The organism is Mycobacterium sp. IDUB_3 (assembly GCF_055419585.1).
Window position 1 is genome coordinate 2046966 of the sequence record NZ_JBVAXZ010000001.1, and the last position, 20294, is coordinate 2067259.

Genomic DNA, 20294 nt, shown 5'->3' on the forward strand with positions numbered 1-20294 from the left:
CTCCGCGCGGTCTGCGCGTCTAGCCGGTGGCCTCGCGGATGTAGTCGCCGATCTGCCGCAGCGAGCGGATGGCCTCGGGCACCATCGGCGCGGCCAGCTGGAAGTCGTGGATCTGCCCGGGCCATACCCGCACCTCGGCCGGCACGCCCACCGCGGCCAGCCTGCTCGCCGCCAGCCGTGCGTCGTGCAACAGCACCTCGGAGCCCGACACGTGGATCAGCGTGCGCGGCAGGCCCGGCTTGATGTGCTCGAGCGGCTCGTAGATCTCTTCGGGCTTCCCGTCGACGACGTTCTTCTGGGCCGCCCCGGCCACCAGCTCGGCCAGCGCATCGAACGCCCCGGCCGGGAACATCGCATCCGTCTCGATGTTGGGGTGGGCCTGCTTTGGTTCCTTGGCCAGCTGCAGCAGGGGTGAGATCGCCACCAGCGCAGCGGGATCCTCACCCTCCTCCAGCAGGCGCTGGGCCAGCGTGAGCGCCAGGTAGCCGCCCGCGGAGTCGCCGGCCAGCACGATCTGGTCGGGTTCGTATCCGCGCTGCCGCAGCCATCGGTAGGCGTCTTGACAGTCGTCGAGCGCCATCCCGACCGAGTTCTTGGGGAGCAGACGGTAATTGACCACCAGGATGGGCGAGTCGGCGAACTTGGAGAGGGCTTCGACGAGCCGGCCGTGCGAGTTCGCCCCGCAGGTGAGGAAGGCGCCGCCGTGCAGGTAGACGATCACGCGGCGGCTGCCGTCGGCGGGCAGCACCCCGGGCGCGCGGACCAGCTGGGCCGACGCATGGGGCAGCTTCACGGTCTCGCGGACGGTGGCCGACACCGGGATCAGCACCCGGGCGGTGAGGTCGATGAGACCCCAGGGCCAGGGCAGGTTGGGAACGTGGCTGCCGACGGACAGGATCGGCCGGATGGTCAGGCGCGAAGTGAGGTTCGCCAATCGCGCGGCGACGCTGGGCCCGGATTCCAGGACCTCGACGGGCGCGCCGTCGCTGATGGCGAATTTGCGCGCCTGGGCTCGACGCGCTCTCAGGACGTCATGGGGCCGAACGGTAGTTGCCGATGACCCCGATTCCTTACTAGGTGCAGTCATGCTCAACACTTCCTACGCCGTTGTAGTGCGATACAGCATGTGACGAGGCGACCGAGCGTCTGGTTCAGCCGTTTGCCAGAGCGCTCAGCCAATCCCTTGATTACAGCTTGACAGGCGATGCTTAGTGCAACGTATGAAATAGCTGATTCGATACCAGTTTTGCTTCGCACCGTAATCAGTTCGTTTTCCAGCCACCCGCGCGAAACTCCCAGCAGCTTTAAACTTGATTGCGTGACCATGCGGGTGCCACGCCGTTCGGCGATCGCCCTGGCCACAGCAGGCGCGCTGGCCTCAACAGGAACCGCCTACCTGGGGGCACGCAGTCTGTTGGTCGGCCAGGCCACTCACGCGCGCACGATCATCCCCAAATCCTGGGATATCCCGCCTCGCGCGGACGGCGTGTACGTGCGTGGCGGCGGCCCGGTGGAACGCTGGCACCGCGGCATGGCGGTGGACCAGCACCTGATGATCTTCGGTGACTCGACCGCCGCCGGATACGGCTGCATGAGCGCCGACGAAGTGCCCGGGGTGCGGATCGCGCGAGGCCTCGCCGAGCAGACCGGCAAACGAATCCGGTTGAGCACCAAGGCAATCGTGGGCGCCACCTCCAAGGGCGTGTGGGGTCAGGTCGACGCGATGTTCGTGGCCGGCCCGCCGCCGGACATCGCGGTGATCATGGTGGGCGCCAACGACGTGACCGCGCTGAACGGCATCAGCCAGTCGGCGCAACGGCTGGCGTTGACCGTCCGCAAGTTGCGCGCCCGCGGCGCCGTGGTGATCGTCGGCACCTGCCCCGATCTCGGGTTCATCAGCGCCATTCCGCAACCGCTGCGGTCGCTGGCGCACGAGCGTTGTCTGCAGCTTGCCCGCGCCCAGACCGCGGCCGTCCGGTCGGCCGGCGGCGTGCCGGTGCCGTTGGCGCAGCTGATGGCGCCGCAATTCCGCGCCACCCCCGACGTGATGTTCTCCGCCGACGGCTTCCACCCCTCGGCGCCCGCCTATGCGCTCGCGGCCGACGCGCTGCTGCTCGCCCTGTGCGACGCGCTGGGCGAGGAGGTGGAGCGCCCGCCGGTGAGTTCGCCGGTGCCGGCGGCGACGCCGGTCCTCGGTCAGCGACACACCCGCACCAGCGTGATGTCGCGGCTGTGGCGACGTCCGGCGCCCGGACCTGCCCCGTCTTCGTGCCCCGAGGTCGGCAGCGACTAGATTTGTTTTCGCCGGTCGGGGTGGACCTACCGCCCGAAGGTGAAGCGAGCCAGCCCCCATCTGTGGGATCTGCAGGGATCTGAAGGGAACCACCATGCCTGAAGCCGTGATTGTCTCAACCGCTCGCTCGCCGATCGGCCGCGCGATGAAGGGGTCGCTGGTCAACATGCGCCCCGACGACCTGACCGTCCAGATTGTGCGCGCCGCGCTCGACAAGGTGCCCGCGTTGAACCCGCACCAGATCGACGACCTGATCCTGGGCTGCGGCCAGCCGGCCGGTGAATCCGGCTACAACCTGGCGCGGGTCATCGCCGTCGAGCTCGGCTTCGACTTCCTGCCGGGCACCACCGTCAACCGGTACTGCTCGTCGTCGCTGCAGACCTCGCGGATGGCCTTCCACGCGATCAAGGCCGGCGAGGGCGATGCCTTCATCTCCGCGGGTGTGGAAACCGTGTCCCGGTTCGCCAAGGGCAGCGCCGATTCCTGGCCGGACACCAAGAACTCGCTGTTCGGTGAGGCCCAGGAGCGGTCGGCCGCCGCGGCCGAAGGCGCCGAGGAGTGGCATGACCCTCGCGCCGACGACAACATCCCCGACGTGTACATCGCGATGGGGCAGACGGCCGAGAACGTTGCGCTGCTCACCGGCATCAGCCGCGAGGACCAGGACCACTGGGGGGTGCGCAGCCAGAACCGCGCCGAGGAAGCGATCAAGAGCGGCTTCTTCGAACGCGAGATCATCCCGGTGACCCTGCCCGACGGCACCACCGTGAGCACCGACGACGGCCCGCGTCCCGGCACCACCTACGAGAAGATCAGCCAGCTCAAGCCGGTGTTCCGGCCCAATGGCACCGTGACCGCGGGCAACGCCTGCCCGCTCAACGACGGTGCCGCCGCGGTGGTGATCACCAGCGACACCAAGGCCAAGGAACTGGGTCTGACGCCGCTGGCGCGCATCGTGTCGACCGGGGTCAGCGGCCTGTCCCCAGAGATCATGGGCCTGGGCCCCATCGAGGCGACCAAGAAGGCGCTGGCGCGCGCCAAGCTGTCGGTCGGCGACATCGACCTGTTCGAGATCAACGAGGCGTTCGCGGTCCAGGTGCTGGGCTCGGCGCGCGAGCTCGGCATCGACGAGGACAAGCTGAACGTGTCCGGCGGGGCGATCGCGCTGGGCCACCCCTTCGGCATGACCGGCGCCCGCATCGCCACCACGCTGCTGAACAACCTGCAGACGCACGACAAGACCTTCGGTCTGGAGACCATGTGCGTCGGCGGCGGCCAGGGCATGGCGATGGTGATCGAGCGGCTGAGCTAGGCACCCGAGCGTGGGCCGTGCGCGTCGAGTGTGAAAGCTGCGCGTCGAGTGTGAAACCCCGGCGGCGACACGCCGAGTAAACCCGCCCTGCGCCCACACACACGAAAAAACCGGCACGCCAACGGACGTGCCGGTTTTTCTCTCTGAGAGAGCTAGTCGTTCTGCAGATAACTCAGCAGACGCAGGATCTCGATGTACAGCCAGACCAGCGTCACGGTCAGGCCCAGCGCGATGCCCCATGCCGCCTTCTCCGGCGCGCCGGCGCGCACCATCTGATCGGCCGCGTCGAAGTCGATCAGGAAGCTGAACGCCGCGATCGCGATGCACACCAGCGAGAAGATGATCGCCAACGTGCCGCCGCTGCGCAGGCCCAGGCCGGTGCCGCCGTTGACGTGGAACATCGCCAGCACGAAGTTGCCGAGCATCAGGGCCAGCACGCCGAACATCGCGGCGACCAGCATGCGGGTGAACTTGGGCGTCACCCGGATGGCCCCGGTCTTGTAGACGACGAGCATGCCGAAGAACACCCCGAATGTGCCCAGCACCGCCTCACCGATCAGCGCCCCGGCGTTGGCGTGCGACACCGTGAAGTTGGCGAAGACGAACGAGATGGCGCCCAGGACCATCCCTTCGAGCACCGCGTAACCCAGCACGATGCCCGGGTTGTCCTGCTTGCGGCCGAAGGTGGCCACCAGCACCAGCGCCAATCCGCCCAGCCCGCCGACCAGGGCCAGCGGCATGGCCAGCGCCACGTCGCGGGCGACCAGGAAGTAGGAGACCACGGCGGAGACCGCCAGCACGGCCAGCGTGATGCCGGTCTTCGTGACGACGTCGTCGATGGTCAGCGGACGCGAAGCTTTGGCCTCTTGATACGGGGCCGGATAGGGAGCCGCGTAGGGGTCGGCCCCATAGCCATAGCCCTGCATCGGGGGGGCGCCAGTGCCGAATTGCGCGTATCCGCCCCTCTGCTTAGGCAGCGAACGAAATACCGGGTTGCTTGTCTCCCGCACCGTCGGATCCTCTCTATTTGGCTTCGAGCTGTGCGAACACACTGTCAACGATCGGCGCTGCACCCTGGTTCCCAGCGGACCTGGGCATTTTCCGGTGTATACAGCCTCCGCCGATGTCGTCGCGTTAAAGATAACCCTTACCCGCGGGTACCGCGCCGGTCGTGACGATCTAGATTTCTTCCTCGGGGCTGAACCGGCCTGGACCGGCTCAAGGAAGGCGAGGGCGTGACCGACGAATCCGATGAGGTTCTGACCGAAGTCGAGGGAAGCGTCGGCTTGATCACGCTCAACCGCCCCAAGGCGATCAACTCGCTGAATCAGCCGATGGTCGACGCGCTGAGCGCCATCCTCACCGGCTGGGCGGGCGACGACGCGGTGCACGCGGTGGTGCTGTCCGGTGCCGGCGGGCGCGGACTGTGCGCGGGCGGCGACGTGGTCTCGATCTATCACAGCGCGCGCAAAGACGGGGTCGAGGCGCGACGGTTCTGGCGCGACGAGTATCTGCTCAACGCGCAGATCGCCGAGTTCCCCAAGCCGTACGTGGCGTTGATGGACGGCATCGTGATGGGCGGAGGCGTCGGCGTCAGCGCGCACGCGAACACCCGGGTGGTCACCGATACGTCCAAAATCGCCATGCCCGAGGTCGGCATCGGCTTCATCCCCGACGTCGGCGGTGTCTATCTGCTGTCTCGGGCTCCCGGCGGCCTGGGTCTGCACGCCGCGCTGACCGGGGCGCCGTTCTCCGGAGCCGACGCCATCGCCATGGGCTTCGCCGACCACTACGTCGCGCATGACGACGTCGAAGCGTTCCGCCGCGCGGTGGTCTCCGACGGCGTCCAGGACGCACTCGCCAAGTACGCGACCGAACCGCCGGCCAGTGAGCTTGCCGCGCAACGTGACTGGATTGACGCATGCTATGCCGGCGACACCGTCGAGGACATCGTCGCCGCCCTGCGCGGGCACGATGCGGCTCCGGCCAACGACGCCGCCGACCTGATCGCCACCCGTTCCCCGATCGCGCTGTCGGTGACCCTGGAGGCGGTGCGCCGTGCCGCCAAGCTCGCGACACTGAAAGACGTTCTGGTGCAGGACTATCGGGTGTCGTCGGCGTCGTTGCGCTCGCACGATCTGGTGGAGGGCATCCGCGCCCAGCTGATCGACAAGGATCGCAATCCGAAATGGTCGCCGGCGCAGCTGTCCGCGGTCACCGCGGCCGACGTCGAGGCGTATTTCACGCCGGTCGAGGACGACTTGAGTTTCTAGAAAGGCGGTTTGGATGACAGACACGAATTACGAGACCATCCTCGTCGAGCGCGAAGAGCGTGTCGGCATCATCACCTTGAACCGGCCGAAGGCCCTCAACGCCCTGAACACTCAGGTGATGAACGAAGTCACCAGCGCGGCAGCCGATTTAGATGAAGACCCCGGCATCGGAGCTATCATCATCACCGGCTCGGCCAAGGCGTTCGCCGCCGGCGCCGACATCAAGGAGATGGCCGGGCTGACGTTCGCCGACGCCTTCGGCGCCGACTTCTTCGCCCCCTGGAGCAAGCTCGCCGCGGTCCGCACTCCGACGATCGCCGCGGTGGCCGGGCACGCGCTGGGCGGCGGCTGCGAGCTCGCGATGATGTGCGATGTGCTGATCGCCGCCGACACAGCGAAATTCGGCCAGCCCGAAATCAAACTCGGGGTGCTTCCCGGCATGGGCGGCTCACAGCGGCTGACCCGAGCCATCGGCAAGGCCAAGGCCATGGACCTCATCCTGACCGGCCGCACCATCGGCGCCGAAGAAGCCGAACGAAGCGGCCTGGTCTCACGAGTGGTGCCGGCCGACGACCTGCTGACCGAGGCCAAGGCCGTCGCTACCACCATTTCGCAGATGTCGCGCTCGGCGGCCCGGATGGCCAAGGAGGCCGTCAACCGCGCGTTCGAATCCACCTTGGCCGAGGGACTTCTCTACGAGCGCAGGCTCTTTCACTCGACGTTCGCGACCGATGATCAGTCCGAAGGGATGGCGGCCTTCGTCGAGAAGCGCCCGCCGAACTTCACCCACCGCTAGGACGCTTGCATGAGCGAACCGGTTTCCGCGACACCCACCGAGGCAGACCACGACCCGGCGGACGTCGTCGAGGAGTCCGCGGCGGCCGAGCCGGACGCCGCACCGCACCCGGCACCGGCATCGCGAGCCGGGCGCGCCGCCCCCACCCTGCCGTGGACCGAAAGACCTTGGTGGGTACGGCATTACACATTCTTCGGCACCACCGTCGGCCTGATCTTCATCTGGCTTTCGCTGACACCCTCGCTGCTACCGCGCGGCCCATTGTTTCAGGGGCTGGTCAGCGGGCTCTCCGGCGCCATCGGCTATGGGCTGGGCGTCTTTTCGGTCTGGCTGGTGCGGTTCATGCGCGAAAAGGATCACAGCCCGCCGCCACCAGGCTGGGCATGGAAGGTGCTGATCCCGATCGGCGTGGTGGGCCAGGTACTCATGGCGATCTGGTTCCACGTGTGGCAGGACGACGTGCGCGACCTGATGGGCGTGTCCCATCTGGAGTGGTATGACTACCCGCTGGCGGGAGTCTTATCGCTGGTGGTGCTGTTCACGGTGGTCGAAATAGGCCAATTCACCCGCTGGCTGGTCCGCTTTCTGGTCGGCCAGGTGGACCGGTTCGTGCCGTTTCGGCTTTCGGCCACCATCGTGGTCATCACACTGGTGGTCATGACCGTCGCGGTGCTCAACGGCGTCGTGCTCAAGTTCGCCATGCGCACCATGAACAACACTTTCGCCTCGGCCAACGACGAGCTGAGCCCCGATAGCGCGGCGCCGAAGACGCCGCTGCGCTCCGGTGGTCCCGAGTCGTTGGTGTCGTGGGAATCCCTTGGTCACCAAGGGCGTATCTTCGTCGAGGGCGGTCCGAAGGTCGCCGATCTGACCTCGTTCAACGGGGCCCCGGCCATCGAGCCGATCCGGGCCTACGCCGGGTTGGACTCGTCGAAGGGCATCATCGCGGCCGCGGAACTGGCGGCACGAGAGTTGCAGCGCACCGGGGGGCTGCAGCGCGCCGTCGTCGCGGTGGGCACCACCACCGGGACCGGCTGGATCAACGAGGCGGAAGCCTCGGCGCTGGAATACATGTACAACGGCAACACCGCGATCGTGAGCATGCAGTATTCGTTCCTGCCGAGCTGGCTGTCGTTCCTGGTGGACAAGGAGAACGCACGGCACGCCGGCCAGGCGCTCTTCGAGGCCGTCGACAAGCTGATCCGCCAGATGCCCGAAGGCAGTCGCCCCAAGCTCGTCGTGTTCGGCGAGAGCCTGGGATCGTTCGGGGGCGAGGCGCCGTTCTTGAGCCTGAACAACGTGCTGGCGCGCACCGACGGGGCGTTGTTCAGCGGACCGACCTTCAAAAACACCATCTGGACCGATCTGACGTCGACGCGTGACCACGGATCGCCGGAGTGGCTACCGATCTATCAGGACGGTCGTTATGTCCGATTCGTCGCTCGCGCAAAGGATTTGACGCGCCCCGACGCGCCGTGGGATCACCCTCGGGTGGTGTACCTGCAGCACGCGTCGGACCCCATCGCCTGGTGGACGCCGGACCTGTTGTTCAGCAAGCCCGACTGGCTGAACGAGCCGCGCGGCTATGACGTGCTGCCGCAGACGCGCTGGATTCCGGTCGTCACGTTCCTGCAGGTGTCGGCCGACATGGCGGTGGCGGTGGACGTACCCGACGGGCATGGCCACCACTACGTCGCCGACGTTGCCGACGGCTGGGCGGCGGTGCTGTCGCCGCCCGGCTGGACGCCGGACAAGACCGCGAAACTGCGTCCGCTGCTGCACGCCGACGAGACGAGCTAGATCCAGCGCCGCGCGTTGCCGCCGGTGTCGGCGAACACCGGATCGACCCGGCCCCCGGCCAGCTCGCTCAGCACGCCGGCGCCGGCCAGCGCGTGATAACCGCCGATGACGTCGGTGGCGCGGTGCAGGCCGATGTCCAGCAGCGCGGCCGCCGCCAAGCTGGACGTGTAGCCCTCCGAACACAGGATCACCCATTCGACGTCGTCGCCGACGGCCTCGGGCAGCCTGGCCTCGCTGGTGGGATCGCACCGCCACTCCAGGACGTTGCGTTCGATCACCAGCGCCCCGGGCACCTCACCCTCGCGAAAGCGCTGGGCCTGCGGCCGGATGTCGACCAGTACCGCGCCACGCCGCAGCGCATCGGGCACTTCGACGGCGGGCAGGCGGCGATACCGGCGCCGGGCGGATCTCAAGACGACGTCGATGCGGCTCATGGCGATCCTTCCGGCTGGTCGGTCAGTTCGGTGCGTTCGCGGCGCAACGTCTTGCGGTCGGTGATCTCGTAATACGACATCGCCGTCAGGGGCGGCGAGTAGGCGTGCACGCTCAGGGTCGGCTGCACCGGCGCGGCTGCCGCGCCCGGCGACCCCGCGACCGGCAGCGAAACGGGCACGGCGACCGGCCGCGGCGCCCAGACCACGTCGTGCACCCAGCCCAACGGGAATCCGGCCTGATCGCCGGCGTCCAGCCGACGGCGACGTAAAGCCCTTCCGTCCCAACGGTATTCGTTCAGCGATCCGGAAATGACGGTCAGCGCGCCCAGCGACCCGCCATGGTCGTGCAGCTCGGTCGGCTGGCCGGGCACCCAGCTGATCAGCCAGACGTCGAGTTCTTCGTCGCCGTGAATGCGGGTGAACCAGCGCCGCGACTCAGGTATGCCGCCCTCGGGCAACAGGTGATCGCAGCGCCCGCTGAGCACATCGTCGGCGGCCTGGTCGGTGGCGTAGAGCAGATCCGGCACTCGCAGCCGGGTCGGGCCGGCGGACGGGGCGGAGAGGGCTCGCGGGCGCGGGGCAGCCACAGTGGGGACCGTGACGACGGGCACAGACATTTAGAGGAGCTTTCACGCGAAAACGGACAGGGCAAGCGGCGGCGTGTTACGGCCGACAACACTCGCAAAATCCGAAGCGCTCCATCACGGCCGCCAGTGTTGCATAGATTGAGACCGTGCGGTGGTGCGGTGGTCGGTCCCGGCGGTGGGGCGCGGTTGTTGCCGCGGCCGCCGTGATGGCGGTCACGGGGTGCTCGCACGGCGCGCACAGTGGCGCCCCCTCGTCCCCGTCGGCGCGGCAATCCGGCATCCCGGGTTCGTTGCCCGCGGGTTCGGTCGGCCTGTCCCCCGCCGGCGTGACGACCAGGGTCGACGTCCCCGCGAACTCGACCGAAGAGGAGTACTACCAGGCCTGTCACGCCGCGAAAGAGTGGATGGACGCCCAGCCCAAGACGGGTGCGTCGCTGTTCGAGCCGTATCTGTCGATGGTTCAGGCGTCCCCGGCGGGCACCGCGGGCAGCTGGAACGCCCCGTGGTCGAAGCTGGCGCCGGCCCGCCAGGCCGCCGTGATCGTCGCCGCGCGGGCGGCCGCCAACGACGAATGCGGGTAGCGCCGCACCCGGAGGTTTTTTCGCCGCCGGGTAATTGGAATCACGACTGAATAAAGTGCCCGCGCAGCCCGCTGACCCACCGCGCAGAATGTAGGGGTGCCCGACGAACTTCGGCGCCGATCAGAACCGACCCGGGTGGCCCTGGCCCTCGGCAGCGGTGGCGCCCGCGGCTACGCCCACATCGGGGTGATCGAGGCCCTGGTGACGCGCGGCTACGACATCGTCGGCGTCTCCGGCTCGTCGATGGGCGCGCTGGTCGGCGGCCTGCAGGCGGCCGGGCGGCTCGACGAGTTCGCCGACTGGGCGAAGTCCCTGACTCAGCGCACCATCCTGCGGCTGCTGGACCCGTCCATCAGCGCGGCCGGCGTGATGCGGGCCGGCAAGATCTTGGACGCGGTGCGCGACATCCTGGGCCCGGTCGCCATCGAAGAACTGCCCATCCCCTACACCGCGGTGGCGACCGACCTGCTGACGGGAAAGTCCGTCTGGTTTCAGCGCGGGCCCCTCGACGAGGCCATCCGGGCGTCCATCGCGATCCCCGGCGTGATCGCACCGCACGCGGTCGACGGGCGGCTGCTCGCCGACGGCGGCATCCTGGATCCGCTGCCGCTGGCCCCGCTCGCCGCGGTCAACGCCGACCTGACCATCGCGGTGAGCCTGTCCGGCAGCGAGGCGATCAGCAACCGTGAACCGGAGCCCGGTGCCACCGTCGAGTGGTTGACCCGCATGGTGCGCAGCACCTCCGCGCTGCTTGACACGACCGCCGCCCGTTCGCTGCTCGATCGGCCGACGGCGCGGGCGGTGCTGAGCAGGTTGGGCGGACCGGGTGAGTCGGACGGCTGGGCGGACACCCACGACGACGAGCAGCCCGCGCCCGGTGACGACGCCGGCGAACTGGTCGGTGTGGGACCCGACGTGCCGAAACTGGGCAGCTTCGAGGTGATGAACCGGACGATCGACATCGCCCAGGCCGCCCTGGCCCGCCACACCCTGGCGGTCTACCCGCCCGACCTGCACATCGAGATTCCGCGCTCGACGTGCCGGGCCCTGGAATTCCACCGGGCGATGGAGGTGATCGCCGCCGGCCGCGCGTTGGCGGATGACGCGCTGGACGCCCTGGAAGTCGTGGACGACCAGGACGTCCCACCCGCGATCGAGCACTGAGAGGCGCTCAAATCGCTTGTGCGCCAAGCGCTGTCACAGCCCCAGAAAGCGGGCGATGGCAGCGGCTTCGCGACGGCCCTGCTTGCGTCCAGCCAGGGCCGACGGGATGCGGCAGCCCGGGTCGAGCGCATTGGGCCCGAAGGCGGCCAGCGAATCGGCATCGGCGAAGACGGCGAACGCCGCTCCGGGAAATGCCGAGACCTCGGCGGCCGGCCCGGCACCGAACGGCGAGGGCGCGTCGACGCCCGAGGGCACCAGCACCACCGCCGTCGCGCAGTCGGCGGCCACCACGAGGTTGACCGAACTGGCGATCCCGCCGTCCATGTAGTGGCGGCCCGCGATCGTCACCGGCGGCCACGCCCCGGGCACCGCGCAGCTGGCCGCGACGGCATCGACCAGGTCGACGCCGGAGTCGGGGCCGAAGACGGTCAATTCGCCGGTTTCGACGTCGATCGCGGTGAGGCGCAATTCCCTGTCCGGCCAGTGGTGCGACGGCAAGCGCCGCGCGATGACGTCGCGGCGCACCGGCGCGGGAACGGTTTTGGTGGCCAGTGCCACGGCGCCGATGCGCTGCATCTGTTGCCGGGTCCTGTCCAGGGTGTCCTGATACGGCTCACCCAGGGCCGTCAGGAACATTTCGGTGATGGTCTCGACGTCGACCCCGGAATCGATCTCGGCCGACGTCTCGGCGACCTGCCGGTCGAACAGCTCGTCCAGGGTGTGTCCGCTGCTCAGCTGCGCGGCGACGGCCGAGCCCGCCGACGTCCCGACCAGCACGTCGGACTCGATCAACAGCCGGGCCACCGCCGGCGACTCGTCGGCGATGCCCCGCAGAACACCTGTCTCCCAGGCGATTCCCGCAATCCCCCCACCGGCCAGCACCAGGGCGCGTTTGGTTGTCACGTCGTCTAGCTTGCCAGCACGGATCAGGCCAGCTGCCGGGTGTTCGGCAGGGCGTGCTGGGACTCCTCAACCGGCGAGCTCAGGTCCTCGCGACGCAGCAGATGTTTGGGCGGGTCTGGCAGGATCATGCTGCGGTGGATCTGCAGACCGGCATCGACATGGAAGAGTTCGCCCGCCGGCAGCAGCCGCCAGCGCGGCTCGTCGTCCATCACCTCAGTGGCGAACACCACCGACGGCCGCTCACACAGATGCTCCGATCGGGCGTGAATCCGCTTGGTGCACAAGTCGAATTCGGTGTCGCGCGAAGCGACATCGTCGGATCGATCCAAAATATAGAGCTGATGGGTGTCCGGATAGCGCAGCGCCCACATGTCGGTGGCCGTGCTCAGCAGCACGTTGACCGCGTAGATCGGAGCGTGCTCGGCGAGCCACCGCATGGCGTCGGTGAGGCCGGCGGTGATGTCGCCGTCGCGCGCGCGGATCGCGGCGGTGATCAAGGCGAACACCCGCTCGGAGTCGGTGTCGCCCAACACCAAGTCGTCGGTGCCGACCTCACGCAGCCGTTCGTCGAGGATGTCCAATCCCTCGAGGACGCCGTTGTGCGCGAAGATCCGCCCGTCCTGCAGGAACGGGTGGGTGTTGTGGATATCGAGCGAGCCGGTGGTCGCGTAGCGGACATGGGCGAGGACGGTCGTGCCGGTCATCCGGTGGGCCTCGGTCGCGAATTTGGCGTCCTGCCAGGCCGCTATCGGCTCCTTGTACAGGTGCGGTTGGCCGTGTTCGTCAAAGACCCCCAGCCCGGTGCCGTCCGGATTCCTCCTGCTCTGTTGAGCCAGGCTGTCCGGGGCGTCCAGCAGCCAGAAGGTCGCGGTGCACGCGTGCGTCCCGGCGTGCAGGCCAAAGAGTCGGCACATGGCTCCCCACGCTAGCGGCCGCCGGTCGGCACGTCAGCAGGGCCGACGGGTACGCATCGTTCAATCACGCGCCTCGATCACCTGATATTCGTCCTCGGCGTATCGCGATCGGATGGTTTTCTTGTCGTACTTGCCGACGCTGGTGCGCGGGATCTCGTCGACGAAGGTCCACCGCTCCGGCAGCCACCACCGAACAACCTTGTCGGCGAGGAAGTTTCGCAGCTGTTCGGGGCTCACCGCTGCGCCCTCCTTGGCCACGATCACCGCAAGCGGCCGCTCCTCCCAGCGCTCGTCGGGAACGCCGACCACGGCGGCCTCGACCACATCCGGGTGCCCGATCAAGAAGTTCTCCAACTCGACCGAGGAGATCCATTCCCCACCGGATTTGATGACGTCCTTGGCGCGGTCGGTCAGGGTGACGAATCCGCGCTCGTCGATGCGGCCCACGTCGCCGGTGCGCAGCCAGCCGGAGTCGAACTTCGATTCGTCGCGGCCCAGGTAGTAGCCCCCGGCGATCCATGGTCCGCGGACCTCGACCTCGCCGACCGCTTGGCCGTCGTTGGGCAGCACCTGACCGTCGTCGTCGACGATGCGCATCTCCACCCCGCAGACCGGCTGGCCCTGCGTCCCGCGGAAGGCCCAGTGCTGGTCCTCCGGGGTGCCGGGCGGCGGCCACGCCATGGTGGCCAGCGGCGAGGTCTCCGTCATGCCCCACAGCTGCCGGATCTGTACGTCGTGCTTTTCCTCGAAGGTGCGCATCAGCGACACCGGGACGGCCGAGCCGCCGCAGACCACCAACCGCAGCGAGGACATGTCGTGGTCGGGGTCGTCCTCGAGGTGATGCAGGACGCCGTTCCAGATGGTCGGCACCGCGCCGGTCACGGTGGGTTTCAGGTCCTCGACCATCGCGACCAGCGACCGGGGGTCGAGGTGGCAGTCGGGCAACACCAAGTCGGCGCCGGCCATCAGCGCCGCGTATGGCAGCCCCCAGGCGTTGGCGTGGAACATCGGCACGATGGGCAGCACGCTGTCGGTGGCCCCGACGCCGATGCCGTTGGTGGTACACGCGCCCATCGTGTGCAGGAAGCTCGAACGGTGGCTGTAGACAACGCCTTTCGGGTTGCCTGTGGTGCCGCTGGTGTAGCACATCGCGGCGGCGGAGTTCTCGTCGATGCGCGGCCAGTCGAAGTCGGTGGGCTCGCCGTCGAGGACGTCGGCGTAGCGCAGCACGGTCTTACCCGATCCCTGCAGTGGCTCGGTGTCGTCGCCGACCACGACCACGGTGTGCACGGTCTCGAGCTCGGGCAGCACGGGTGCGAGCAACTTGACCAGGGAGGCGTCGACCAGCACCACCTGGTCCTCGGCCTCGTTGGCGACGAAGGCGATCTGCTCGGGGAACAGCCGGATGTTAAGGGTATGCAGGACAGCGCCCATCGAAGGCAAGGCGAGATAGGCGGTGAGGTGCTCGGCGTTGTTCCACATGAACGTGCCCACCCGCTGATCACCCGTGACGCCCAGCCGGCGCAGGCCATTCGCCAGTTGCGCGGCCTGCCGGCCCAGCTCCCGGTAGGTCGTGCGCCGGTAGCCGTCCCCGGTGGCGGTCGTGACGCTGCGTTCCCCATGCACGGTGCAGCCGTGGCGCATGATCGCGGTGATGGTCAACGGGAAGTCCTGCATCGTGCCGTCCACTGATCAACCGCCTTAGTCTCGGGGCAACACACCTGTGCCGTCGGCCGCCTCCCACCCTAAGCCTGAATTCGGCGAGAGTGTCAGCACCCGAGGAGACTGGCGGTCGATTGCGTGGATCCCGTTCGGCCGGGGCCGCTTTGGCGCCCCGCGGCACCAGGCGGGCCTAGGCCAGGACCGGTTCCCACTCCGGCAGTTCGGGCAGCCAGCCGGCGACCGCCAGGTTCCGGTCGCTCGCGTCGCCGCGGGTCTGCGACGGCGCGGTCGAGGCGATGCGCGCCGCGGTGACCACGCCGGAGTAGTCGGCGACGTACAGATGGGTGCCGTCGGGGCTCTCCACCACGCACGACGGGTGCTTGGACACCATGACCTCGCCGACGACGTCCTGCTGGTGGGTGCTCAGCACCGTGATGCGGTCGTCGCTGACCAGGTAGGCCCGCGCGCCGTCACGACTGAGCGTCATCCGCGTGAGCGGGCCGGTGATCTCCGGAATCTTGTGGGTGCCGACGATTTTGTTGACCCGGGTGTCGACCACGTCGAGCACCGCGCCCGCGACCGGATCGCAGCTCGCCACGTACGCCGTGCCGCCGTCATTGCTCAGCGCCACATCCCGCAGGGGCAGACCGAGGTCGACGACGCCGACGATGCGCGACCGGCCGCCGACCCGCCGGTTGTCGGACCGCGTCCGGGTCTCGATCATGGCAAGACTGCCGCCGGTCGGGGCGTTCATGCCGACGTACAACCGACGTCCGTCGGCGCTGATCCGCACGCACTCGGTGGTGGTGCCCGGCACGGTCGCCAGGTCGATGACCTCCAGTTCGCCGGTGGTGGTGTCCAGCACCGTCACATCGGCGCCGCGAACCGCGTTGCGGCTGGCGTAAAGGAATTTGCCGTCCGGGCTCACCGTCAGATCGCTGACGCTGTTCGCCAGCTGGTGTGTGGCGATACGCCAGTTCGTGACGACGTCGATGACCTCGATGGCGTCGTAGCCGGCGGTCGCGATGCTGACGTAGGCGTAGTTGGAGTCCGCGCTGCTCATAGTGACCGCGAACGGTTCGGCCAGCCCGGTGACGGTGCTCGAGACACGACACGTGTTGGCGTCGATGACCGAAACCATATTGCGGCCGTAGTTGGTTGCGACCAGCCGGCGCCCGTCCGGGCTGATGTCGATATCGCTGATCGGACCGTTGTGCAACGGCACTCGCACCACCGAGGTGGTGTCAAGCTCGAAGATTCGGGCGTCTCGATCGTCATGCGCGGCCGTAGGGCCGTTCACATCGTTCACGCTGGCACCGCCTTTGCTGTGTTTGTTGGCTCTGGTCGTCATGTGGCGAAAGCCGCCGATACGTGTGCGACGATTTGGCCTCCGGATCCACCGGATTGCAGCACCGAAAGGCGCTGACGAGACTGGTTTTCGGTAGTCTACTGGCCAAAATTCGCCCCAAAGCAGTTCGAAGTTTTCGACGTTAGCTACGTCACTCCGCACACTCAGGTTCTGCTCAGACTTCCAATCACGCTGTATCGCAGTCGCTTACCCGTAGCGAAAGTCAGGCAAACCCGCTTCCGGCGGATTTCGCTCATGTCGCTAACAACTGCCGTAAGCGCTGCACCGTCGCGTATGTAAGGAGTTCTCAGGATTTGCGGCCGACGAGGTGAATATCACACATCGGCCGACCGCAAGATGTTTGGCAAAATAGTCACCCTTTGGGTGCAATGTCACCGATTCACAGCGCCTCGTGGTCACGTTCCCCGGTCCGGATCCGGATAAGCGATTCCACCGGTGAAACCCACACCTTCCCGTCACCGATCTTCCCGGTGCGAGCCGCGCCGATGATGGCCCCTGTGACCCGGTCGACGAACTCCTCGTCGGTCAGTACCTCGACCCGCACCTTCGGCACGAATTCGACCGCGTACTCGGCTCCGCGATAGACCTCGGTATGTCCGCGCTGTCTGCCGTACCCCTGGACTTCGGTGACGGTCAAACCCAGCACACCGGCGGACTCCACGGCATGCCTGACGTCATCGAGGGTGAAGGGCTGGACGATCGCGGTAATCAGCTTCATGGCGACTTCGCATCCTCAATCATCCACCGGTTCAGTGGGTTTCGAGGTCAACGCGTCACTCCGCGTTGCCGAGACCGGCTCAACCCTCCGACCCGTGACGAGTGTGTCGTCGGGGTAAGCCTCTTCGTCGTGAGCACCGAGGTCACCGGTCTCCAACACCTCGTCAGGCAACCGCAGTTTCATGAAGAGGCCAAGGACTTTCAGGATGACGAAGGTGACGAACGCATCCCAGACGATGACGGTGCCCGCAGCGCCGGCCTGGATCAGTATCTGTTTGGGGTGGTGACCGTACAGCCAACCAGAAAAAGTCACGTCCTGTCCCGTGCTGCCGCCCAGATATTCCACGATGTGCGGGTCGGCAAGCACCCCGACCAGCAAGCCGCCGGCCAAACCCGCCACACCGTGGGTGTGAAAGACACCGAGCGTGTCATCCACCTTCTTGAAAAGCCTTGTCGTACCAAGCCAATTCCACGACATCCATACCAGGGACGAGGCGACGGCACCGATGATCATCGCACCGAAGCTGTTGACAAACCCGGCCGCCGGCGTGATGGCGACCAGACCGGAGATCATCCCGTTCACCGCGCCGAGGAACGTCGGTTTGCGCTGCCTGCTTGCGAAGATGTCCCAGATCACCCAGGTGAGCAATGCGACTGCGGTGGCGAGATTGGTGTTGATCACCGCCAGTGACGCATCGGCACCCGAAAAGTACGGGTCCCCGCCGTTGAAGCCGTTCCAGCCCAACCACAAAACTCCGGCGCCGACCGCGGCCAGGGGTAGGTTGTTCGGCACCGCGCGCTCCCGGTCCCGCGCCAGCCTCGGACCTATCACGGCGGCGGCGACGAACCCGGATGTCCCTGCGGCGAGGTGAATGACGTAGCCGCCGCTGTAATCCAAGGCGCCCGCGTGTGACCACCAGCCGCCGCCCCACAACAGGAACGCATTGACCGAGTAGGCGAATGTCGACCACAGCGGCACGAAGATCAGCCAAACCTTGAAGCTCATTCGCCCGATCACGCTACCGAGGAAAAGCAGCGGGGTAATGGCGGCGAACACGAACTGGAAGTAGGCCAGCGTGGTCTCCGAGAAGCGGAAAGACGGCATGGTGCCATCCAGCAGCGGGATATAAGCGATCTGCTGGTTGTTGCTGCTCAGGATGGTTCTGGGTTTCCCGACGGCCGACGCCAAGATGCCCGGTCCGAGTTTCAGCGGCTCGCCGAAGCCCATCTTGAAGCCCCACAGCACCCACACGACCAGCACCAGAGAAAATCCGGTGAACGCCATCAACATGGTGTTGACGGCCCACTTCTTCTGCACGATTCCGCCGTACAGGACGGCGATGCCTGGAATGCTCATCAGGCCGACCAGAGTCGCCGCCACCAACTGCCAGGCGTTGTCCCCGGGATTGAGCCAATCTGGATAAGGCAACATGGTTCAGACACACCCCAATTCAGGCTGGTAGGCCTTTTAGAATCAGCTGCGGTGCGAAGTGACGCCGTAGACGGGTGAAGCGTCGAATGGCAATGTTGCGCCCGTATGTGCGCGAGTTTAAGAATCTATTTCGAAATGCGGTGGGGCTAGCTGAACTGCGTTTGCGGCCTCGCCAACCCGACCCCGTCGACGCTGATGTCGAGTTTCTCGTTGTAGAAAGCGATTAGACCGGCAATCTGACCGACCGCTGGAAGCGGATAGTGGTAGGTCCATGCCAGGTCCTGGTGCACGTCGTCACCCACGCGCACCGACCAATAACCTGACGTAACCCCCTTGTACGGACACAACGTCTGCGTGGGGCTGGACTCCAGGTGCTCGAACGCGACATCGGTCGGATCAATGTAATACCTTGTCGGCAAACCGGTTTCGAACAGCAAAACGGGAGTTGTGGTATCGGCCAAGACAATTCCGTCGATCTCGACCCGAACGTGGCGGTGCGAGCGCAGGGCGTCGACGCGTGAATACGGGTTACGCGGGTGCCCGTAGATCGGCTCGTCTTCTTCGAACCAGCGCAACGGATTCCATTCGAAGCGAACGGTACCGGCCAGCGCGCTGTCGCCCTCGGCGTCGAATACCCGCGCGGCGGACTCGTGCGTCTGGCCGGCGCCCACCAGGGAGTGCAGCCGCGACGCGCCGAATTGTACTGTCTGGGCGTGGTTTTCGTCGCGCAGGAATTCGGTCCGGACGTCGGCAAGGGGGATGTAGTACTGGGGATAGTACGGGACTTCCCACACGTACCGGGCGGCGGTGGTGTCGAAGACCAGCGCGTCGCCGAGGTAGCCACGGACCCGCCGGGGGGCGGGTTCGATCCTGCCGCGCGCCGCGGCCATCTGCGGGTAACCGGTGTCGGCGGCCATGGCTGACCTACTGGTCCTTGGAGGCCAGTCCGGCCGGAGCGTGACCGATGGCCTTGCGGATGGCGTCGGCCAGCGCCAGCGCGCTCTCCTCGGTCAGTTCCAGGGCCACCCGCGCCGACGGGCCGAGCTGCGGGTTGATCACGTCGATGTTGACGGTGTGGCCGTAGGGCGCGTGCACGGGGTGGTCGACGTATACCGTCGCGCGGTTGGCGCCGAACCATCCCGTCGCGCCCTTGCCGCTGCCGTCGATCTCGACGTGTTCGGTGAGATAAGTGCACATGGGGAGATGCCTAGCCCTTCAGGTAGGTGGCGAAGAACTCGTCGATGCGCCGCCAGCCGTCCACCGCGGCCTCCGGCCGGTACGCCGGGCGGTCGACGGAGAAGAACGAATGGCCCGCGCCCTCGTACGAGTGGAACTCGTGCGGCTTGTCGTGCTTGTTGAGCTCGGCGTCCAGGGTGGCCACCGCGGCGGGCGCCGGAAATCGGTCGTCGAGCCCGAACAGGCCCAGCAGCGGACAGCTGAGGTTGGCGGCCAGGTCCAGGATCGGCTTCATGGCCTTGGGCATGCCCTCGGGCGGGTCCTCGACGATGAAGGCGCCGTAGCAGTCCACCGCGGCATCGAACGGCAGCGAGCACGCCGCGAGGTAGGCGTGCCGTCCCCCCGAACAGTGCCCGATGACCCCGAACTTGCCGTTGGCGCCGTCCAACGTGCGCAGGTGGTCCATCGCGCCCGCGACGTCGCCGACCAGTCGTTCGTCGGGCACCCCGCCCGCGGCGCGCGCCGCGGCGGCCGCGTCATCGGGCGCGGCGCCCGGGGCTTCGCGCGAGTACAGGTTCGGCGCCACGGCGTTGTAGCCGCTGACGGCGAGCCGGCGGACGAACTCCTTGGTCTCCCGGTCGTACCCGGGCATGTGGTGGATCCACACGACGCCGCCCCGCGACGCCTGCGCGAGCGGCACGGCGTGGTAGGCCTCGATCTCGTCGCCGCCGTGGCCGATGATGGTGATGGTTTCTGCGCGGATGGCGTCTGCGCTGGGCGCGTTCATCACGACTCCCTTTCTCCGCTCCGGTGGGCATTCCCGTTGTGGCCACCCGGATGCGGAGCGCTGCCGTAGGTCCGGGCCGCTCCGCCGAGAACCA

At 67.3% G+C, this 20294-nt stretch carries 20 protein-coding genes; 7 read left to right on the forward strand and 13 right to left on the reverse strand.

The features are described 5' to 3' along the window. Positions 1-19: 19 nt before the first annotated feature. On the reverse strand, positions 20-1087 hold the full coding sequence (locus ACZYVJ_RS08950) for an alpha/beta hydrolase (RefSeq protein WP_463830682.1): 1068 nt from the start codon (positions 1085-1087) through the stop codon (positions 20-22). A 243-nt stretch (positions 1088-1330) separates the two neighbouring features. Between ACZYVJ_RS08950 and ACZYVJ_RS08955 the strand changes: the two genes are divergently transcribed. Together ACZYVJ_RS08955 and ACZYVJ_RS08960 are read left to right on the forward strand one after the other, a co-directional pair. After that, positions 1331-2293, forward strand: coding sequence for an SGNH/GDSL hydrolase family protein (locus tag ACZYVJ_RS08955; RefSeq protein ID WP_463832914.1), 963 nt, complete (start codon positions 1331-1333; stop codon positions 2291-2293). Between the two features lie 94 nt (positions 2294-2387). Then, complete coding sequence (locus ACZYVJ_RS08960; RefSeq protein ID WP_463830684.1) at positions 2388-3605, forward strand: acetyl-CoA C-acetyltransferase; 1218 nt, start codon at positions 2388-2390, stop codon at positions 3603-3605. Between the two features lie 152 nt (positions 3606-3757). Here ACZYVJ_RS08960 and ACZYVJ_RS08965 read toward each other — a convergent pair whose 3' ends face one another. Then, entirely contained in the window at positions 3758-4615 is an 858-nt protein-coding gene (locus ACZYVJ_RS08965; RefSeq protein ID WP_463830685.1) for a Bax inhibitor-1/YccA family protein, read from the reverse strand. Positions 4616-4840: 225 nt separating this feature from the next. Between ACZYVJ_RS08965 and ACZYVJ_RS08970 the strand changes: the two genes are divergently transcribed. The 3 genes from ACZYVJ_RS08970 to ACZYVJ_RS08980 are packed head-to-tail and all read left to right on the forward strand — an operon-like array spanning position 4841 to position 8474. Next, positions 4841-5878, forward strand: coding sequence for an enoyl-CoA hydratase/isomerase family protein (locus ACZYVJ_RS08970; RefSeq protein WP_463830686.1), 1038 nt, complete (start codon positions 4841-4843; stop codon positions 5876-5878). A gap of 13 nt (positions 5879-5891) precedes the next feature. Then, positions 5892-6674, forward strand: coding sequence for an enoyl-CoA hydratase (locus ACZYVJ_RS08975; RefSeq protein ID WP_463830687.1), 783 nt, complete (start codon positions 5892-5894; stop codon positions 6672-6674). Positions 6675-6683: 9 nt separating this feature from the next. Further along, positions 6684-8474 carry an alpha/beta hydrolase gene (locus ACZYVJ_RS08980; protein ID WP_463830688.1) on the forward strand — a complete coding sequence of 597 codons (1791 nt, stop codon included), beginning with the start codon at positions 6684-6686 and terminating at the stop codon, positions 8472-8474. Here ACZYVJ_RS08980 and ACZYVJ_RS08985 read toward each other — a convergent pair. Continuing rightward, positions 8471-8908: a rhodanese-like domain-containing protein gene (locus ACZYVJ_RS08985; protein ID WP_463830689.1), complete on the reverse strand. Its 438-nt coding sequence runs from the start codon at positions 8906-8908 to the stop codon at positions 8471-8473. The two genes, ACZYVJ_RS08980 and ACZYVJ_RS08985, sit on opposite strands and share 4 nt — an antisense overlap. Next, the gene (locus tag ACZYVJ_RS08990) at positions 8905-9525 is read right to left on the reverse strand and encodes a cupin domain-containing protein (RefSeq protein ID WP_463830690.1); all 621 of its coding nucleotides are present in this window, start codon (positions 9523-9525) and stop codon (positions 8905-8907) included. The genes ACZYVJ_RS08985 and ACZYVJ_RS08990 overlap by 4 nt, the downstream gene beginning before the upstream one ends. Positions 9526-9701: 176 nt before the next feature. On the opposite strand from ACZYVJ_RS08990, the gene ACZYVJ_RS08995 reads away from it, so the two are divergent. Together ACZYVJ_RS08995 and ACZYVJ_RS09000 are read left to right on the forward strand one after the other, a co-directional pair. Beyond that, a complete protein-coding gene (locus ACZYVJ_RS08995; RefSeq protein ID WP_463830691.1) occupies positions 9702-10076 on the forward strand; it encodes a lipoprotein LpqV in 375 nt (124 codons plus the stop codon). Between the two features lie 96 nt (positions 10077-10172). Further along, on the forward strand, positions 10173-11240 hold the full coding sequence (locus tag ACZYVJ_RS09000; RefSeq protein ID WP_463830692.1) for a patatin-like phospholipase family protein: 1068 nt from the start codon (positions 10173-10175) through the stop codon (positions 11238-11240). A 33-nt stretch (positions 11241-11273) separates the two neighbouring features. On the opposite strand, the gene ACZYVJ_RS09005 is transcribed toward ACZYVJ_RS09000, so the two are convergent. The 9 genes from ACZYVJ_RS09005 to ACZYVJ_RS09045 form a co-directional block, all read right to left on the reverse strand. Next, the gene (locus ACZYVJ_RS09005) at positions 11274-12143 is read right to left on the reverse strand and encodes a patatin-like phospholipase family protein (protein ID WP_463830694.1); all 870 of its coding nucleotides are present in this window, start codon (positions 12141-12143) and stop codon (positions 11274-11276) included. Positions 12144-12166: 23 nt separating this feature from the next. Beyond that, on the reverse strand, positions 12167-13057 hold the full coding sequence (locus ACZYVJ_RS09010; protein WP_463830695.1) for a class II glutamine amidotransferase: 891 nt from the start codon (positions 13055-13057) through the stop codon (positions 12167-12169). A 60-nt stretch (positions 13058-13117) separates the two neighbouring features. Continuing rightward, positions 13118-14746, reverse strand: a complete 1629-nt coding sequence (locus ACZYVJ_RS09015) for a long-chain fatty acid--CoA ligase (RefSeq protein ID WP_463830696.1) — start codon at positions 14744-14746, stop codon at positions 13118-13120. Positions 14747-14909: 163 nt separating this feature from the next. Then, complete coding sequence (locus tag ACZYVJ_RS09020; RefSeq protein WP_463830697.1) at positions 14910-16028, reverse strand: WD40 repeat domain-containing protein; 1119 nt, start codon at positions 16026-16028, stop codon at positions 14910-14912. A gap of 439 nt (positions 16029-16467) precedes the next feature. Next, entirely contained in the window at positions 16468-16806 is a 339-nt protein-coding gene (locus ACZYVJ_RS09025) for a P-II family nitrogen regulator (protein WP_463830698.1), read from the reverse strand. A gap of 15 nt (positions 16807-16821) precedes the next feature. Beyond that, complete coding sequence (locus ACZYVJ_RS09030) at positions 16822-18237, reverse strand: ammonium transporter (protein WP_463830699.1); 1416 nt, start codon at positions 18235-18237, stop codon at positions 16822-16824. Positions 18238-18383: 146 nt separating this feature from the next. Continuing rightward, positions 18384-19154, reverse strand: a complete 771-nt coding sequence (locus ACZYVJ_RS09035) for a DUF427 domain-containing protein (RefSeq protein WP_463830700.1) — start codon at positions 19152-19154, stop codon at positions 18384-18386. 7 nt (positions 19155-19161) lie between these two features. Further along, a complete protein-coding gene (locus tag ACZYVJ_RS09040) occupies positions 19162-19434 on the reverse strand; it encodes a DUF6295 family protein (protein WP_065054221.1) in 273 nt (90 codons plus the stop codon). A 10-nt stretch (positions 19435-19444) separates the two neighbouring features. Then, a complete protein-coding gene (locus ACZYVJ_RS09045; RefSeq protein ID WP_463830701.1) occupies positions 19445-20200 on the reverse strand; it encodes a dienelactone hydrolase family protein in 756 nt (251 codons plus the stop codon). Positions 20201-20294: the final 94 nt, after the last annotated feature.

What these genes read in the sequence shown, in the direction of transcription:
- ACZYVJ_RS09030 (WP_463830699.1), bottom strand. Translation starts at nt 18,237, where the DNA reads ATGTTGCCTTATCCAGATTGGCTCAATCCCGGGGACAACGCCTGGCAG.
- ACZYVJ_RS08950 (WP_463830682.1), bottom strand. Translation starts at nt 1,087, where the DNA reads ATGACTGCACCTAGTAAGGAATCGGGGTCATCGGCAACTACCGTTCGG.
- ACZYVJ_RS09035 (WP_463830700.1), bottom strand. Translation starts at nt 19,154, where the DNA reads ATGGCCGCCGACACCGGTTACCCGCAGATGGCCGCGGCGCGCGGCAGG.
- ACZYVJ_RS08975 (WP_463830687.1), top strand. Translation starts at nt 5,892, where the DNA reads ATGACAGACACGAATTACGAGACCATCCTCGTCGAGCGCGAAGAGCGT.
- ACZYVJ_RS08995 (WP_463830691.1), top strand. Translation starts at nt 9,702, where the DNA reads ATGGCGGTCACGGGGTGCTCGCACGGCGCGCACAGTGGCGCCCCCTCG.
- ACZYVJ_RS08990 (WP_463830690.1), bottom strand. Translation starts at nt 9,525, where the DNA reads ATGTCTGTGCCCGTCGTCACGGTCCCCACTGTGGCTGCCCCGCGCCCG.
- ACZYVJ_RS08985 (WP_463830689.1), bottom strand. Translation starts at nt 8,908, where the DNA reads ATGAGCCGCATCGACGTCGTCTTGAGATCCGCCCGGCGCCGGTATCGC.
- ACZYVJ_RS08960 (WP_463830684.1), top strand. Translation starts at nt 2,388, where the DNA reads ATGCCTGAAGCCGTGATTGTCTCAACCGCTCGCTCGCCGATCGGCCGC.
- ACZYVJ_RS09045 (WP_463830701.1), bottom strand. Translation starts at nt 20,200, where the DNA reads ATGAACGCGCCCAGCGCAGACGCCATCCGCGCAGAAACCATCACCATC.
- ACZYVJ_RS08980 (WP_463830688.1), top strand. Translation starts at nt 6,684, where the DNA reads ATGAGCGAACCGGTTTCCGCGACACCCACCGAGGCAGACCACGACCCG.
- ACZYVJ_RS09040 (WP_065054221.1), bottom strand. Translation starts at nt 19,434, where the DNA reads ATGTGCACTTATCTCACCGAACACGTCGAGATCGACGGCAGCGGCAAG.
- ACZYVJ_RS09025 (WP_463830698.1), bottom strand. Translation starts at nt 16,806, where the DNA reads ATGAAGCTGATTACCGCGATCGTCCAGCCCTTCACCCTCGATGACGTC.
- ACZYVJ_RS09010 (WP_463830695.1), bottom strand. Translation starts at nt 13,057, where the DNA reads ATGTGCCGACTCTTTGGCCTGCACGCCGGGACGCACGCGTGCACCGCG.